This window comes from Bacillus sp. MRMR6 (genome assembly GCF_001940785.1).
GTDB lineage: Bacteria > Bacillota > Bacilli > Bacillales > Cytobacillaceae > Neobacillus.
On sequence record NZ_MSLS01000016.1, the window covers coordinates 59,731 to 76,537 of the forward strand.

Genomic DNA, 16,807 nt, shown 5'->3' on the forward strand with positions numbered 1-16,807 from the left:
TAACGTGAAATGCGAGGGGTTTGGATTGCATATGAAAATGTCAGTAAAGTCAGATATTGAAATTGCCCAAGAGTCAACAATGCATCATATCGTTGATATCGCAGTAAAAGTTGGGTTATCAGAGGATGACCTTGAACTTTTCGGGAAGTACAAAGCAAAATTATCTAATGAGGCACTTAACAAATTAAAAACAAATAAGGATGGAAAGATTATTCTTGTTACTTCGATTAACCCTACTCCTGCTGGAGAGGGTAAATCAACCGTTACCGTTGGATTAGGAGATGCTTTCAATCGAATGGGCAAAAAGGTGATGATTGCCATGCGTGAACCCTCACTTGGCCCAACAATGGGTATTAAGGGCGGAGCGACTGGAGGCGGGTATTCTCAAGTATTGCCAATGGAGGATATTAATTTACACTTTACAGGTGATATACACGCCATTACGACGGCAAATAATGCACTTGCTGCACTGATAGATAATCATTTACAACAAGGAAATGAACTTAAAATTGACCCTCGGCGTATTGTTTGGAGACGTGCACTCGATTTAAACGATCGAGCGCTAAGGAAGGTTATGATCGGTCTTGGCGGCCCACTGCATGGAGTACCAAGAGAGGATGCTTTTGATATTACTGTTGCTTCAGAAATTATGGCCGTATTATGCTTGGCTTCTGACTTAAAAGACTTAAAACTAAGATTATCTCGTATGGTTGTTGCCTATAATGATAAAAAAGAACCAATTACCGTTGGTGACCTTCGGGTGGAAGGTGCTCTAACCTTATTATTAAAGGATGCCATAAAACCAAATCTCGTACAAACGATCGAGCATACTCCTGCACTTGTCCATGGGGGACCGTTTGCAAATATCGCCCATGGCTGTAACAGCGTAATTGCAACTCGTGCTGCGGCTAAACTTGCTGATTATGTGATAACAGAAGGCGGATTTGGTGCAGATTTAGGTGCAGAAAAATTTTTACATATTAAAGCTAGAAGTGCTGGAATCAAGCCGGAGGCGGTAGTGATCGTTGCCACGATTCGGGCATTAAAAATGCATGGCGGGGTACCAAAGCAGGAATTATCAAAAGAAAATATTGCTTCACTGACGCTTGGTTTTTCAAATTTGCAAAAACATATTGAAACGATTAAGAGCTTCGGCCTTCCACTCGTAGTCGCAATCAACAAGTTTATCACTGATACGGACTTAGAAGTTAAAACACTGCTTGAGTGGTGTGAGCGCGAAAATGTGCCTGTTTCCTTAACAGAGGTTTGGGAAAAAGGTGGAGAAGGCGGGAAAGAACTTGCTAAGACACTTTTATCTGTAATGGAAAAAGAGGAGAATAAGTTTCATCCGTTATATGAGTTGTCAGATTCTATAGATCAAAAGGTAAGAACTATCGTTCAGAAGGTTTACGGTGGAAAGGATGTAGAATTCTCGTCTAAGGCTAAAAAACAGCTTATAGACTTTGAGAATTATGGATGGTCGAACTTAGCTGTTTGTATGGCTAAATCACAATATTCTTTATCAGATGACCCTGCTAAGTTAGGCAGACCATCTGATTTTACAGTAACCGTAAGAGAATTTAAACCTTCGATTGGAGCAGGTTTTATAGTCGCATTAACAGGTGAGGTTATGACAATGCCAGGTCTTCCTAAAAGGCCGGCTGCATTGAACATGGATGTAGATAACGAAGGAAATGCTCTTGGATTGTTCTAAAATGGGGTGATGATTTGTTTGACCCAACGGCCTTCGATAATATGAAGGTGGTAATTGAGGGTGCCTTGTATGATCTAGATCTTGAGGGAGAGATTGAAATTATCGACCGCAACGATCTCATGAACATGGCTAAAATGTCTCGGAGTTTTGATGTTTGCTTTAGGTTAGCTGACAAGTTTCCTCATAAAGGAACAGCTAAAATGGAAATAGAATCTAAGCTTAACAATCTTGCGTCGGAGCTGATGCAGAACGAGCATTTAAAGAGTCAGCAAGGCTGTCATCTAAGGCTGAATTTTTTTCATAAAGGGATAATCAATGAAGATTATTTAGATAGAATCAAACAAATTCTTGTGGAGATTTGGGGTGCAAATAGGAAGATCATTCATTCCGTTACGCTGATCCCTCCAGAAACAACTGCCAATCATACGATTACAATTGAATTTGATCGTATTGTCGGAGAGGAACAACTAGATGACATAATCGAAATGATTGATTTTATGGTGATAACCCTTCAAAAATTGCATGAAGAAGTGCCTGGAGTGTAATTCCACCAAATACTAAAAACCAGCTTTTATAAAAATAGCTGGTTTTTTTATAATTTTTAATATTTACAATAGTCCGATTTAAAGGTACGATTGTTTCGACTAGATATTATGACCTCATACTAATTTACTTATAAGGGGAGATAACATTGGTTAAAACAGCCTGGGTAACCGATAGTACTGCTTTCTTAGACGAAGATTTAAGAAGTCATCCTGATTTGTATACTGTACCCCTAACGATTTTACTAGACGGTGAGGAATATGCAGATGGCATTGATTTAACAGCAGCACAGCTCTATGAAAGACTTAAGGACCTTAAATCTCCGCCAAAAACATCACAGCCTGCCGTAGGAGTATTCCAAGAATTATACGAAAGATTATCAAAGGATTATGACCAGGTAGTAGCGGTTCTCTTATCTGGAAAGCTGAGTGGCACCGTATCATCCAGTGAGCAGGCTGCTAAGCTGGTAGATATACCAGTTACCACAATCGATTCAAAAATTTTGACCTATCCGTTGTCTGCCTTATTAAAAAGAGGTATTGAATTATTTGAGAGTGGACAGAGTCTTGAGAAAGTCTTGGTACAATTGGAAACGCTAAAAGCAAGCAATGAGACTTATGTTCTGATTGGGAGTCTAGAACAGCTTCATCGCAGCGGCAGAATGTCTGGACTGCAGTTTTTCCTAGGCAGTATGCTAAACGTAAAACCGATTATTGCAATTGAAGATGGGGTACTCTTAACAAAGGAAAAGGTTAGAAGCGAAAAGAAGGCTAAGGAAAAAATACTGGACTACCTAAGGTCATCTTACGAACAACATAAATTTAAAGAAGTGTATATTCTATACGGTTTTCATGAAGAGGATGCAAATGAATGGAAATCGGAACTGGAGAAACAATATCCCGAATTAAAGGTAATTTGTTGTCCGTTGGGTGCTGTTATCGGAGTCCACGCCGGGGAGAACACACTTGGAATTAGCTGGCATAACGAATTGAAGTAAGAATAATATTTGTAATCATATAAGTTTGCAAAAATAACCTCAAAGTCTTCGGGGTTATTTTTTGTGCGCCTTTCATGGTAAAATACAACGATAAAGGTAGGTGTTTACAATCATGCTTAATCGAATAATTGAACAAACAGAAATATATGTCCGGAATGAACTAGGCGAAGATGCAACAGGTCACGATTGGTACCATGTAGACCGTGTTCGGCAAAACGCATTACATATTTGTAGAAAAGAAGGAGCAGGTGACCCATTTATTATTGAAATGGCTGCTCTACTTCATGATATTCCTGATGAAAAGCTTAATGATAATATAGAGACAGGAAAAGCAAAGCTCGATTCTTTTCTTCAAACCATTGCGATGCCTGAAGAGATTCAAAGCTCTATTGTTCAAATAATCGAGTCAATTAGTTTTAAAGGTGGAAGAAAAATTGAACTTCAGACCATCGAGTCAAAAATAGTCCAGGACGCCGACCGTTTAGATGCTATAGGGGCTATAGGAATTGCTAGAGCTTTTGCTTACGGCGGGAAGAAAGGACAACCTATCTATGACCCCAATCTAAAGGTCAGAGATGAAATGAGTTTAGAAGAATATCGAAAGGGTAAGTCATCGAGCGTGCACCATTTTTATGAGAAACTATTAAAGCTAAAGGATTTACTAAATACAAAATCAGCGAAGGAAATGGCAGAGAGCCGTCACCAAATGATGGTTTTATTCTTAGAACAATTCTATCAAGAATGGGATGGTCACAACCGATGAAAATGCTCACAGTAGATAACTTGTCAAAAACCTACGGGGAGAAACAACTGTTTAATAATATTTCGATTACCATAGGTGAAAAAGAGCGTGTCGGCTTAATTGGTATAAATGGGACGGGCAAATCTTCGTTATTAAAAATTATTGCCGGTCTGGACCAGCCTGATGAAGGAAAAATAATCACTAGTAAAGATTACTCCATTTCCTACCTTGACCAACAGCCAGAATTAGATTTTGAGAAAACAGTGCTTGAACAAGTCTTTCACGGTGAGGCACCTATTTTAAAGCTTATGCGGGAATATGAAAATACACTTTTGAAGCTAAATGATTCTCCTGGCGATGTGGGAATACAAGAAGAGCTGTTTCGTATACAAAAACAAATGGATGCTTTAAATGCCTGGGACGCTAGCACAAATGCCAAAACAATCTTAATGAAACTTGGTATAGAGGATTTTACAAAGAAAGTTGGAGAAATGTCGGGAGGACAAAAAAAGCGGGTTGCCTTAGCGCAGGTGCTAATAGCAGAGCCCGATTTACTGATTCTTGACGAGCCTACAAACCATCTTGATTTTGATTCAGTAAAATGGCTGGAGGAATATCTTAGCAGATATAGCGGCTCTATTTTGCTCGTCTCGCATGACCGCTACTTTTTAGACAGGGTTACAAATAGAATGTTTGAATTAGATGGTGGTAACATTTATAGCTACAAGGGGAACTATGCAGCTTTCTTAGAAGCAAAAGCAATACGAGAAGAGAATGAAGCTGCAACCTTTGAAAAGAGAAAGAATCTTTTTAGACGAGAACTAGAGTGGATGAGACGAGGGGCTAAAGCGAGAACTACTAAGCAGAAAGCGCGCATCCAACGTTTTGAAACTCTTGAAGAGAAGGTTTCTGCTGGGAAAACAACAGGTGAGAAGGTGGATATATCACTAAACGGCAGTCGTCTCGGAAAGCAAGTTTTTGAACTTAAGGATGCAGCCAAATCCTACGGAGAAAAAACAATTCTAAAACATTTTGATTTGCTGGTAAAGCCAGGTGATCGTCTTGGAATAATAGGCAGAAACGGGACTGGTAAGTCGACGCTATTAAATATCTTTGCTAAAAAAATCCATCTTGATGATGGTGAGTTCAATATGGGCCAAACGGTCAAAATTGCTTACTATACCCAGGAAAGCGAAGATATGGACGAAAATAAAAGAATGATTGAGTATATTAAAGAGACGGCAGAGGTCGTTGAAACATCTGATGGAAAAACGATATCGGCAGCACTTATGCTAGAGCGTTTCTTGTTCCCTCCATTTTCACATGGAACACCTATCAGGAAGTTATCAGGAGGAGAAAAACGACGCCTATATTTATTGAAATTATTAATGACAGCACCTAATGTTCTCCTACTCGACGAGCCCACCAATGATCTTGATACTCAAACACTAACGGTTCTTGAGGATTATCTTGATGAGTTTCCTGGAGTGGTAATTACAGTATCCCATGATCGATATTTCCTAGATAAAGTGGTAGATCAACTTCTTGTATTAAGAGGTAAGGGGGAAATTGAAACTTTTTTTGGGAATTATAGCGAGTATCTCGAAAAAGAATCAATTACCGAAGTCCAAAAGAAATCAGCCATAGAGCCGCAAAGTTTTAAAGCTCCAGAAAAAGAGAAAAAGAAAAAAATGACTTATAAGGAGAAAAATGAATGGGCTGAAATTGACGAAGTGATTAGTAAAACTGAAGAAAGGCTAGAGGAAGTTGCTGTGGAAATAGGAAATACAGGGAGTGACTTTACTAAAGCACAAGATTTAATGAAGTTGGAAGCTGAATTAAACGAAAAGCTTGAATATTTAATTGAAAGATGGTCTTATTTAGCCGAGCTGGCAGAGAATGAGTAAAAGTCTAAAGAAATAGGTGATACATTGAGAATTAAGGCGATAGAACCAACACCAAGTCCGAATACGATGAAAATTATCTTAACCGAGGAACTTCCTTTTGGAAAGAGCAATAACTATAAGAAAGATACTGCTGCTGGGGCTCCGCCCGGCATTCAAGCTATTCTCAAAATAGACGGAATAAAAGGGGTATATCATGTAGCTGATTTCCTTGCAATTGAGAGAAATGCAAAATTTGATTGGAAAGATTTATTGCCTCAAGTCCGGCAAGCATTTGGGGAAAAGACGGAAGCTTTAGAAGAAGCTTTAAATCAAATGGATGAACACTTTGGTGAAGTTAAGGTTGAGGTGCAGATGTTTAAAGACATTCCTCTGCAAGTCAAATTAACGGACGGCACCACTGAAAAGAGATTTGGAATGCCTGAATACTTTTTGAACGCTAGAGAAAGGGCGCAATTACCAGAGGAGAATTATATCCTATTAAGAAGGTGGAAAAATCTAGGTGTTCGATATGGGGACTTTGACCAGATTGGACAGGAAGTAATGGAGGAACTGATTGCCGCCTATCCAAAAGAAAGACTTGAGGAACTAGTATCTAAAGCCATGGCCTTAGTAACGCCTAGGAAAGAAATAACCAGAAAGACAAGGAAGAAGGTCTCTTTAGAAGCATTGGAAAATCCAGATTGGCAAATTCGCTATCAGCTTCTAGAGCAAATGGATGATCCAGAGTTAGAGGATCTGCCTGTATTAGAAAAGGCTTTAGCTGATAACAAGCCGTCTATTCGCCGGCTTGCTACAGTTTACCTTGGTATGATTAAGGATAAGGCCGTATTACCACTATTGTATAAAGCTCTTAAGGATAAAACCGTTACGGTTAGGAGGACCTCAGGTGACTGTTTATCAGATTTAGGTTTCCCTGAAGCAACTGAGGAAATGGCAATTGCTCTGAAAGATCCAAGTAAATTAGTGCGCTGGCGGGCCGCAATGTTTCTATATGAAGTTGCTGGTGATCAAGTACTTCCAGCATTAATTGAGGCTGAGAATGATCCGGAATTTGAAGTTGCATTACAAATAAAAATGGCAATTGAACGTATCCAAGTCGGCGGTGAAGCCAAAGGCTCAGTTTGGAAACAAATGACTGAAGCAAGAAATACTGACAGCTAGTTTTAAATTAGTAGTAGTAATTGCATTGTTAACATTAATTATAGTATGCTATGCACAACAAGCAAGAATGGGGGAAAGGTTATGTCAATGGCATATGAAGAATATATGCGTCAAATGGTATTACCAATGCGCGAGGAGCTTACAAGAGCAGGATTCACTGAATTACTTACACCGGATAGTGTAGAAGAGTTTATGGAAAAGGTTAGTGGAACAACACTGGTTGTTGTTAACTCTGTTTGTGGATGTGCAGCTGGGTTAGCTAGACCTGCAGCGACACAGGCAGTACTAAACAGTGAGAAAAAGCCAAACCATCTGATAACCGTATTTGCTGGTCAAGATAAGGAAGCTACGGCTAAAATGCGTGAGTATTTCGATGGGGTCGAACCATCATCACCTTCAATGGCATTATTAAAGGATAATCAGGTGGTTCATTTTATCCCGAGACATGATATTGAGGGTATGCCTATGGAAGCTGTGATGCAAAATTTATTGTCTGCATTTGAATCGAATTGTTAAAAAGGTGTCTAATGACATCTTTTTTTTTGGCTAATAGGAAAGTATAAATTTTTTGAAATTTATACTTTCCTAAACTCATAAGTGGACACTCGCCTTAAACGATTATTATAACCTTGGAATGCTTATCTAATACCACTTTAACGTTCACCGTAGAAAAACGGCAAAGTTCCATTATGGTATCCTTGAAAAAGAAACGATTATAGTCAAAAGTTTTTCCATTTTTCTCAAAAAAGAAGTATAATATTTTGTAAGAATCAAAATTATTTACTTCAATGATAGAGGGGATACCGATGAACAAATGGCTTCGTAAATCCTTTGTGGTAATGGTTTCGTTACTAACATTTGGAATAGTAACACCATCACAATTCATAAATGAAGTTAATGCTGAGAAGGCTAATGATAGGGAAACGTTTGAATCAGCTTCAGTAAGGGGGAACTTTGGAGATCATAAGGATCTTTTTAGTAATCCTTTATTTGAAGAAAGTAAATTTGTGGAAGATTTAGTACGGCAGGCAGAATATCAATCATATCAAAAATTTGGTACTAGAATTAAACCGGTGATTGAAAATGAATTCCGAACGATTATTATGCCCAATATTGAACTAGCACTTGAAGAAACGGCATCTCAATTCCCAAATGAAGATTTACACAACCTGATCATTACCGAATCGCCTGGTGGAGGACTTTCAGAGAAGATATTTCATATTAGAAACAAAGTAACGAATCAAGATGTCGTTCGTTTCCATGTACGGAGAGAAAACCCACCACAAGCTGGGTATTGGTTTAATTTTCACTACCACACCTATCACGATAATTTTCAAACGCATCATGACCTCGGAACCATTTTTTGGGCCAAAAATACTCCTCCTAAATGGATGAGTTAATCAGTGTGTTTTATTTGCTAAAATATAGTAAAAAAATTTATTATAATAAATGAAACCTTTTTTAGAAAAACTCGTAAATAGACTATTATTAATTTGGAGGAATGAAAAAAATGGCAATTAGCTTATCTAAAGGACAAAAAGTTGATTTAACAAAAACAAACCCTGGTTTAACAAATGTGGTTGTGGGATTAGGCTGGGATACTAATAAATATGATGGCGGTCATGATTTTGACTTAGACTCTTCTGTATTCTTATTAGGTGAAAGCGGAAAAGTTACAGGCGAGACAGATTTCGTATTCTACAATAATCCACAAGGAGCTAATGGAGCAGTTGTACATACTGGGGATAACCGTACAGGTGATGGTGACGGTGATGATGAGCAAGTAAAAATTAATCTAGCAAACATTCCAGCTGGCATCCAGCGTGTAGCCTTCACTATTACCATTCATGATGCAGGCAGCAGAAGCCAAAATTTTGGTCAAGTTTCAAACGCGTATGCACGTATCTTCAATGAGGCTAATGGGGAAGAATTAATACGTTATGATTTAGGAGAAGATTTTTCAATTGAAACAGCAGTTGTGGTCGGAGAGTTATACCGTCATAATGGTGAATGGAAGTTTAGTGCAATTGGTAGTGGATACCAAGGCGGCTTAGCAGCACTTGCAACTGATTTTGGTTTACAAGTAGGTTAAAAATAGGATTTTGAGACCCAGCTAGTCTGGGTCTTTTATAAAACATGTGTTACTACTAGGAGGAACAGATTTAATGTCCGTTTTACAAGCAATTATAGATACTTATGCACAATTTTTTAACTGGGAAATGTGGGGAGAAGTACTGACAGACCCAGTGAGCTGGGGGTTAATTGGTACACTGGTTATTCTTGAAGGGTTACTTTCAGCTGATAATGCGCTTGTGCTTGCGGTAATGGTTAAGCATTTACCAGAGGAACAGCGTAGAAAAGCTTTATTTTATGGATTATTAGGTGCTTATGTTTTCCGCTTTATCGCCATTGGTGTAGGGGTATTCTTAATTAAGCTCTGGTGGGTGAAGATCCTTGGAGCAGGATATTTAGCTTGGTTAGCCATTAAGTACTTTATCGATAAACGTAGAGAATCGCAAAAAGAGGGCGAAGAAGAAAATCATGAAATAAACAAATCTGGTCTTTTGATCCGCTTATTTGGTAACTTCTGGGGAACAGTAGCTGCGGTTGAGTTAATGGATATTGCATTCTCTGTTGATAGCGTACTTGCAGCTTTTGGTATCAGTGAAGAGATTTGGGTATTATTGCTTGGCGGTATGCTCGGGGTATTAATGATGCGGGGAATCGCAGGGGTCTTCTTAAAACTAATTGACCGCATTCCTGAGTTGGAAACTTCAGCGTATGTCTTAATCCTGATTATCGCATCCAAGATGCTTCTGGCGGTATTTGGTATCCATATCGAGCATGTTCATTTCTTTATTTTATTACTCCTTACCTTTGCAGGCACTTTTGTTGTTCACTTCAGAAACAAGAAGAAAGCTGCAGGCGGAGAATCATAATCATACATGTTCAACATAAAATGGGGAGACGAAAGTCAATCCCCATTTCTTTTTATTTTGGGTGTGAAATGGTCTGTTTGATTCTTATATGTAACACATCCATTATTTCAATTAAGGAGTAAGTAGAATGAGGTTTTTTACATATCTTTATGAAAACGAGTTAGAGCAATTTTTCTATAAAAAGCCCCAAACATTTAATAAGTATTCCAATAGAGAGCTTCTATCCTATGGATTAGGGGCAACACTTTATATGCCTGCTACCCGCCCCAACATACACCAGGATATCCTATCTAAAAAGCATGAAGGTCTCACATCTCTCGTAATCGATCTTGAAGATGCCGTTGGCGACAATGAGGTAGGTAGAGCAGAAAGCATGCTAGTTGAGGAAATACTAAAACTTTATGATGAAATTAATAAAAACTTCTTTACCGTAGATGATTTGCCATTAATCTTTATCCGTGTCAGAAACGTAGAGCAATTTATCAGAATCAAAGAACAATTGGGCGGGAGTATCCAGCTTTTAACCGGCATCGTTTTACCTAAATTTAGCGTCGAATCTGGAGAAGAACTTCTTTACGAGGTGACAAAGATCCACAAAGAGAATCAGCCCTTTTATGCGATGCCCATTCTAGAAACAGATTTAGTGATTCAAAAGGAAACAAGAATGAATGAATTAATGGGAATTAAGCAGCTTGTTGATCGCTATAGGGATAACATCTTAAATGTAAGAATCGGTGCAACTGACTTTTGTGGTTTATATGGGATTCGCAGAAGTGTTGATACTACTGTTTATGATATTGCTGTTTTAAGAGACTGCATAGCTGATATTATTAATGTCTTTCAGAGATCAGATAGTCCATATGTTCTTTCAGGGCCAGTATGGGAATATTTCTCCTCCAAGCCTAGAATGCTAAAGCCACAATTAAGGCAGACACCTTTTCGGGAAAGGTATGGGGCTGAGGGTTTAAAATGGAGAGCAGAGCTGATTGACCAGCATATGGATGGATTAATGAGAGAGGTATTAATGGATATTGCAAATGGCTTAACTGGTAAAACGGTAATTCATCCTACACATATCAAAGCAGTTCAAGCACTGAATGTTGTTTCTAATGAGGAGTACATTGACGCTTGTGAAATTGTTGATGCAGCGGACGGCGAACTTGGTGTAAAGAAAAGTAATTTTGAAAACAAAATGAATGAAATAAAGCCACATTACTTTTGGGCAAAAAAAATAATTTTAAAGTCTCAAGCTTACGGGGTGCTGCATGAAGATATTACAAACATCGACCTTATTAAAAAAGACGCATTCGTTTACCATTCTTAATTCGATTCACGTCGATATTGAAGTAACGGACAATCCGTATCTGTTACCATTAGAAGAGCTATTTATAATGGCTGCAAGAATCAATAAAAGGCGATCCTTTTTGTTTGTTAGTAAGGTGCTCGGAAAGCATTTACCGATTAATCCAAACAAGGGTCTGTTAACGGGTGCACTTCTCGGTACTAGATACATAGAAACAATTAAAGGGATTGAGGCGGAGAAAAGAGAAAGCCTTATTAATTTGTTTCACCAGGAAGAACCTTTTTTTCATTATAAGGCTTTTATTCCAAAACATATTAATCCAGTTGTCATCGGTTTTGCCGAGACAGCTACTTCTCTCGGGCATGCATTTTTTGATTGCTTCGAAAATGCAGACTACTTTCATACCACTCGGGAGGAGATTTTTGATAAAGAGCCATCGATTACCTTTGAAGAGGAGCATTCACATGCGACATCACATCGTTGCTATATTCCAATAGAACTAATTGAAAATGACAGAGAAATAATTTTGGTTGATGATGAAATGACAACTGGTAAAACAGCAATAAACATCATTCGGTCAATTCACACTCAGTTTCCTAGAAAAGAGTATACAATTGTATCCATTTTAGATTGGCGGTCTGATGAACATATCAATCAAGTTAAACAGTTAGAGGAAGAATTTGGGGTTATCGTTCATATAGTAAGTTTACTAGCTGGAAAGATTCTTGTAGACCCATTTAAAAAGGTTGATGAAGTGCATGGAAAGCAAGCAGAAGATGATCTCCAAGACAAACCAACAACAGAAGTTTTGTCCTTGTCCTTGTCACCTTTTTTTAGTAAAACAAAGTCTTTCAAGTTAACAGGCCAACAGGGTAATACCCATTTTATAGAAGAAACTGGGAGATTTGGCATTAACAGTGACAGGAATGAAAGCCTGCATAGAAAAATAACAGCAGCGGCTTCTGTGCTAAAGAAGAATAGAACAGGTACTAGAACACTATGTTTGGGAACCGGGGAATTTATGTATATCCCAATGAAACTAGCTGCTGAAATGGGCGGTGACGTATCTTATCAATCTACAACAAGGAGCCCTATTTACACCGCAAATGTGGATGGCTATGGAGCTAGGTATGGGATTACCTTTCCAAACCCAGAAGATGAAGCCATTTGTCATTATGTTTATAACATTCCCCCGGGAGAATATGACGAATTATTCGTTTTTATTGAAAGGGAAGTAATGGAAGAGAAACTGCGTCCCGTGCTGACGCAATTGGAAAAATTACAGATAAAGTCGATAAAAATCGTCTTTTTCGCGCAATTAGAGGTGTAAGAAGAATGTCAATACTCACAAATCAACCTGCAAAAATCGGAAGCTATCACGAAGAAGATGTCAAATTCCTATTAAAGGATTTAAGTGAGATAAAGCTTGAGGATACAACTGATAATCGAGAAATTAGGGTTCAATCAGGCCAGCATTATAGTGAATCTTTGCCGATAGAGTACCAGCCGCCGAAAGAATATGTTAACCTTTTTTGGAAAACCCTTATGGAATATAAACAAAAAGTAGCATTATGCGTAGGTATTGTAGCAGAGCAAATCTATCAAAAAAAAGGCGACCAAGCCATTCTTGTATCCCTTGCTCGTGCTGGTACTCCTGTGGGGATCTTAATAAAAAAGTATATTAAGTTACGCTACGGATTTTCCATGCCTCATTATAGTGTCTCTATCATTCGTGATAGGGGGATTGATACAAACGCCATACAATATATTTTGGCGAAACATCCTGAAGGGAATCTCCAATTTGTGGATGGATGGACGGGTAAAGGAGCAATTTCACTGGAGTTAACAAAGGCATGCCAAGATTACCAACACAAGCATGGAATAGCTCTGGATGACACTTTAGCAGTAATTGCAGATCCCGGATATTGTACGACACTTTTTGGAACGAGAGAGGATTTTCTCATTCCGAGTGCATGTCTGAATTCTACGGTTTCTGGACTAGTAAGCCGGACTGTTTTAAACGATAGGTATATTGGCGCAGAGGATTTCCATGGTGCCAAATATTACCGTGAGCTTTTATCGGACGATGTTTCAAATGATTATATTAGATTAATTAGTGAGGAATTTCCTTTTGTTTTTGACGAGGCAGCTGACGTTGCAGCAGTTCGGAATCACGAAGAGATACAAACTGGGTTTCTAGGAATGGAAGACGTAAAGAAAATCCAACGTGAATTTGAGATTGAGAGTACGCACTATATAAAACCAGGAGTAGGTGAGACTACTCGTGTTTTACTTAGACGGGTTCCATGGAAAATACTGATGCGCGATCCGGAAAGTCCTTACGTCAGACATATCTTGATGCTTGCCGAGGAAAAAGGTGTAGAAGTCATTCCCTATCCTGAATTAAATTATTTGTGCTGCGGGTTAATAAAATCGGTTAAGGGGCTGCAAAAATGATCATTGCTTCTGACCTAGATCGAACCTTAATGTACTCTAGAAGAGCACTTGATGAGCTGGGGCATTCTAGAGAAACCAAATTGAAGCCAGTAGAAAGGAAAGATGGCAGTTGGGTAGGCTATATGACAGAGACGGCTTTTTCAGATTTAAAAAAGTTGAGCCGGGAGAGCTTATTTATACCAGTAACCACAAGGACAACAGAACAATTTAAACGATTTGTGATCTTTGAAAGTGAAGTTTCATTGCCCTATGCGATCACGTCTAACGGAGCCAATATTTTGTATAAGGGTAATCCCTTAAAAGAGTGGTCAGAAAATCTGTCTTCCCAAATGGCTCATGAAGTATTAGGACTGGATGAATTTCTTTCCACCCTATTAAAAGAAGGTTATTGTTTTGATGGACAATTAAAAAAAGTAGAGAAGTTATTCTTCTATTTTATTTTAAATGGTCTTCCATCGTCTTTTGAACAAAGGGGTATTCGTGCACTTGCAGCCTCATATGGCTGGAGATTAAGTCTGCAAGGAAGAAAGCTTTACTTTATACCAAAGCTTATTAGTAAAGGAAATGCACTTGAGTTCATTTGTGAAAGAGAAGGAATGGAAGCGTTTGCAGGTGCGGGTGATTCGGTTCTTGACTGGGATTTCCTCCAAAAATGCCGCTATTCTTTTGTTCCAAAACATGGAGAACTGAAAGAACATGTTGATGCTTCATTAATTACCCTTACAAATAAGCTCGGCATTGCTGCTGGCGAAGAGATTCTCAAGAATATCCGAGCCTCACTATTAATGAAAAGCTAACTCTTTTTAATAGAGGGATAGAAAAAAATAAAATAAATGCTATTAAAAACGATATAGCTGCCGCAAAAGAATAATATGGTCATCATTATTGAGGGAAGTACAGGAGAAAGAAGCAGCGTAAAAATGATACAGCACCAGAATAAGTCAATCATCACGAAGGTTTTAGAAACCATTAAGTCCATAAGGGTTGATAATTCTTCGTGTACATCCTCCAATCTTGGCCGCTTATATAGAAATCTCATTTGAGTCACCTACTTAATATGTGTGTACTCAAATATATGTTGGGACAAGAGAAAGGGTGAAAATCGAAATTACCCAATCTGTGAAACATTTTTTTGATTACTTCGTATAAACAAATGAACCAAATAATTAACTGTGTTATGATGGTAACATATCTTTACATAATTTTACTAAAAGTCGAAAGTGGAAGCGCTAGGGTGCTAAAGCTAAAAAAATCTGTCGCTTTTTTTGGCTAATAGGAAAGTATAATTTTTTCAAAATTGTACTTCCCTGATGCATAAGAAAAACTAAGGCACTCGCCTTAGAGATTGGAGAATGCCAAGTTTTTCTAAAGGGAAGGGATTATGAATGAAATTACCATACAACCAAATGAATGTGCGGATTTTATCCCTTTCGTATGAAAATTGGTTTGACCTTTTGAAAAAACCTCTTTCAGAACGGCCTGAATTTTCATCGGATAGGGGTACTGTTCAAATTGGCCAGGTTCTCGGGAAGTTCCTTGGAGTCCCGATTGATACGGATGAGTATTATAATCAGCTTTTTGATTATGTGAATTCTTCTGACAATAATTTGCATCTAATAAGCGAGGAATCCCTTAATAAAAAAATTGATAATCTACACTTCCAATCGATTCAAAAGGTGTTAAATATAAATCATGAACAGAAGCTGTCTATTAACCGTTTTACTGCTTTTTTAGATGGTGAACAGCTGCTGTTCAAGTCTAAAGTTCCTGCCGTACATCGGAAAATTAGGGAAGCGATGATTTATACACTTGAATTGTTTGCAGCAGAGGACAGTTCAGGGTTAAAGAGTCCTGAGTTGAGAAGGGTATTAGTCGACTTAATAAAATGGTCAATGAATCATTTGCACCCTTCCCTCGAGCATGCGGATCCTGAAAGAGGTATGCCTAAGTTTCTTTGGTATGGTGAGGCCAAAAAAAGCCATCAGTACTTCATCTCTTTTTTAATTAAACTTGGCTGTGATGTGGTGCTTTTTCATCCAGAAGGCAAGGACGTGTTGGAAAATGTTATGAATGAAGATATATTCACTCATCAATTCCCAAATAAAATGCCGCCAGAACCGTTTCCAAAGGAAAGAAGAAGCAGAAAAACGACAGTGGCTTATCGTGCCTCTAGGGAGATAGAAACCATTCTGAACCAAGAAGGGTCGGGGCTGTATAAACCATGGCAATTAAGGGACTACACACCTTCCTCGATAACGTTGAAGACAACCTACGACGAACTTTTTATACTGGGCAAAGAAATTGCAATGATCCGCCCTGGGTTTGAAGTCGGAAATAATCACGTTAAAGTACCTTCACTATTTGCCAAAATACAAGGGGTTAGCAGGAATAGAAAGGAATTTTGGGAAAGGATACAGGCACTTGCACAACATGATTATAGCCTGCTAATTCGCCAATTGCCCTTTACATGGTCAAGCTCAAATGATTTTCGGTTTCATTATCGAAATGCGCTTGATAAAGATGGATTACTAATTCCTGAAAAAATCATGCAGGCTCATTACTGGCCATATTCCTTTCTACCTACCGGTCTGCAAAGAGGGATTGCCAATGCTATCCGGCGTATCTGTGAAAATCCTGGATTAAAGCCCTTATCAGGGGAAAGTTTTGAAGAGCTTAAAATCTACTTGTTTAGTCAGTCAATGTATACTCCTAAAGAATTAATTCAATTGATGGAGAAATTCGACTATTCCCAGCATATTCCAAAATTAATTATCTACAATAACGAATCCAATGGAATGCTTTCCAGATCTGACGCAGCACTCTTGCTGTTATTAAACCAGTTTGGTATTGACATTGTCATTTATAACCCTCCAGCTCATAATGATATTGAAAATTTTCTTGACGAAAATCTGTTTGATACTCATTGGCTTGAGGATGTAGTTTTTGAATTAGAGTATAAAGAGCCTTCTAGGTTAAAGAAAATTTTATTCCAAGGAATCCTAAAAAACTTAAGGGGAGATTAAAGCGTGAACGTATCACAAAAT

The 16,807-nt window shown here is 38.3% G+C and carries 16 protein-coding genes; 15 read left to right on the forward strand and 1 reads right to left on the reverse strand.

What is annotated here, in order from left to right:
- Positions 1-37 precede the first annotated feature (37 nt).
- From BTR25_RS15685 to BTR25_RS15750, 14 genes are all read left to right on the forward strand, one after another.
- Positions 38-1,714, forward strand: a complete 1,677-nt coding sequence (locus BTR25_RS15685) for a formate--tetrahydrofolate ligase (protein WP_175596804.1) — start codon at positions 38-40, stop codon at positions 1,712-1,714.
- Positions 1,715-1,728: 14 nt separating this feature from the next.
- On the forward strand, positions 1,729-2,259 hold the full coding sequence (locus BTR25_RS15690; RefSeq protein ID WP_075688991.1) for a hypothetical protein: 531 nt from the start codon (positions 1,729-1,731) through the stop codon (positions 2,257-2,259).
- Between the two features lie 146 nt (positions 2,260-2,405).
- Positions 2,406-3,254 carry a DegV family protein gene (locus BTR25_RS15695; protein ID WP_075688992.1) on the forward strand — a complete coding sequence of 283 codons (849 nt, stop codon included), beginning with the start codon at positions 2,406-2,408 and terminating at the stop codon, positions 3,252-3,254.
- 112 nt (positions 3,255-3,366) lie between these two features.
- Positions 3,367-4,017 (forward strand): HD domain-containing protein, encoded by a 651-nt coding sequence (locus BTR25_RS15700; protein ID WP_075688993.1) that lies wholly within the window; start codon positions 3,367-3,369, stop codon positions 4,015-4,017.
- Complete coding sequence (locus tag BTR25_RS15705; RefSeq protein ID WP_075688994.1) at positions 4,014-5,903, forward strand: ABC-F family ATP-binding cassette domain-containing protein; 1,890 nt, start codon at positions 4,014-4,016, stop codon at positions 5,901-5,903. The genes BTR25_RS15700 and BTR25_RS15705 overlap by 4 nt, the downstream gene beginning before the upstream one ends.
- A 24-nt stretch (positions 5,904-5,927) precedes the next feature.
- Entirely contained in the window at positions 5,928-7,064 is a 1,137-nt protein-coding gene (locus BTR25_RS15710; protein WP_075688995.1) for a conserved virulence factor C family protein, read from the forward strand.
- A gap of 81 nt (positions 7,065-7,145) precedes the next feature.
- Positions 7,146-7,580 carry a BrxA/BrxB family bacilliredoxin gene (locus BTR25_RS15715; RefSeq protein WP_075688996.1) on the forward strand — a complete coding sequence of 145 codons (435 nt, stop codon included), beginning with the start codon at positions 7,146-7,148 and terminating at the stop codon, positions 7,578-7,580.
- 290 nt (positions 7,581-7,870) lie between these two features.
- Entirely contained in the window at positions 7,871-8,464 is a 594-nt protein-coding gene (locus BTR25_RS15720; protein ID WP_075688997.1) for a YpjP family protein, read from the forward strand.
- Positions 8,465-8,574: 110 nt separating this feature from the next.
- Positions 8,575-9,156: a TerD family protein gene (locus tag BTR25_RS15725; RefSeq protein ID WP_075688998.1), complete on the forward strand. Its 582-nt coding sequence runs from the start codon at positions 8,575-8,577 to the stop codon at positions 9,154-9,156.
- 73 nt (positions 9,157-9,229) lie between these two features.
- Positions 9,230-10,003 (forward strand): TerC family protein, encoded by a 774-nt coding sequence (locus tag BTR25_RS15730; RefSeq protein WP_075688999.1) that lies wholly within the window; start codon positions 9,230-9,232, stop codon positions 10,001-10,003.
- 127 nt (positions 10,004-10,130) lie between these two features.
- On the forward strand, positions 10,131-11,327 hold the full coding sequence (locus tag BTR25_RS15735; RefSeq protein WP_075689000.1) for an HpcH/HpaI aldolase/citrate lyase family protein: 1,197 nt from the start codon (positions 10,131-10,133) through the stop codon (positions 11,325-11,327).
- Positions 11,269-12,636, forward strand: coding sequence for a phosphoribosyltransferase family protein (locus tag BTR25_RS15740; RefSeq protein WP_075689001.1), 1,368 nt, complete (start codon positions 11,269-11,271; stop codon positions 12,634-12,636). The genes BTR25_RS15735 and BTR25_RS15740 overlap by 59 nt, the downstream gene beginning before the upstream one ends.
- A 5-nt stretch (positions 12,637-12,641) precedes the next feature.
- Entirely contained in the window at positions 12,642-13,763 is a 1,122-nt protein-coding gene (locus BTR25_RS15745) for a cysteine protease StiP family protein (RefSeq protein ID WP_075689002.1), read from the forward strand.
- Entirely contained in the window at positions 13,760-14,560 is an 801-nt protein-coding gene (locus BTR25_RS15750; protein WP_075689003.1) for an HAD family hydrolase, read from the forward strand. Before BTR25_RS15745 ends, BTR25_RS15750 begins: the two co-directional genes overlap by 4 nt.
- On the opposite strand, the gene BTR25_RS27170 is transcribed toward BTR25_RS15750, so the two are convergent.
- Positions 14,557-14,802, reverse strand: a complete 246-nt coding sequence (locus BTR25_RS27170) for a hypothetical protein (RefSeq protein WP_139311260.1) — start codon at positions 14,800-14,802, stop codon at positions 14,557-14,559. The two genes, BTR25_RS15750 and BTR25_RS27170, sit on opposite strands and share 4 nt — an antisense overlap.
- Positions 14,803-15,148: 346 nt before the next feature.
- Here BTR25_RS27170 and BTR25_RS15755 point away from each other — a divergent pair, with 346 nt between their 5' ends.
- The gene (locus tag BTR25_RS15755) at positions 15,149-16,786 is read left to right on the forward strand and encodes a YceG family protein (protein WP_075689004.1); all 1,638 of its coding nucleotides are present in this window, start codon (positions 15,149-15,151) and stop codon (positions 16,784-16,786) included.
- Positions 16,787-16,807: the final 21 nt, after the last annotated feature.

Excerpts from the sequence above, each read along its gene's own strand:
- BTR25_RS15685 (WP_175596804.1), top strand. The coding sequence starts at position 38 with ATGTCAGTAAAGTCAGATATTGAAATTGCCCAAGAGTCAACAATGCAT.
- BTR25_RS15700 (WP_075688993.1), top strand. The coding sequence starts at position 3,367 with ATGCTTAATCGAATAATTGAACAAACAGAAATATATGTCCGGAATGAA.
- BTR25_RS15705 (WP_075688994.1), top strand. The coding sequence starts at position 4,014 with ATGAAAATGCTCACAGTAGATAACTTGTCAAAAACCTACGGGGAGAAA.
- BTR25_RS15715 (WP_075688996.1), top strand. The coding sequence starts at position 7,146 with ATGTCAATGGCATATGAAGAATATATGCGTCAAATGGTATTACCAATG.
- BTR25_RS15720 (WP_075688997.1), top strand. The coding sequence starts at position 7,871 with ATGAACAAATGGCTTCGTAAATCCTTTGTGGTAATGGTTTCGTTACTA.
- BTR25_RS15725 (WP_075688998.1), top strand. The coding sequence starts at position 8,575 with ATGGCAATTAGCTTATCTAAAGGACAAAAAGTTGATTTAACAAAAACA.
- BTR25_RS15730 (WP_075688999.1), top strand. The coding sequence starts at position 9,230 with ATGTCCGTTTTACAAGCAATTATAGATACTTATGCACAATTTTTTAAC.
- BTR25_RS15735 (WP_075689000.1), top strand. The coding sequence starts at position 10,131 with ATGAGGTTTTTTACATATCTTTATGAAAACGAGTTAGAGCAATTTTTC.
- BTR25_RS15740 (WP_075689001.1), top strand. The coding sequence starts at position 11,269 with ATGAAGATATTACAAACATCGACCTTATTAAAAAAGACGCATTCGTTT.
- BTR25_RS15745 (WP_075689002.1), top strand. The coding sequence starts at position 12,642 with ATGTCAATACTCACAAATCAACCTGCAAAAATCGGAAGCTATCACGAA.
- BTR25_RS15750 (WP_075689003.1), top strand. The coding sequence starts at position 13,760 with ATGATCATTGCTTCTGACCTAGATCGAACCTTAATGTACTCTAGAAGA.
- BTR25_RS27170 (WP_139311260.1), bottom strand. The coding sequence starts at position 14,802 with ATGAGATTTCTATATAAGCGGCCAAGATTGGAGGATGTACACGAAGAA.
- BTR25_RS15755 (WP_075689004.1), top strand. The coding sequence starts at position 15,149 with ATGAAATTACCATACAACCAAATGAATGTGCGGATTTTATCCCTTTCG.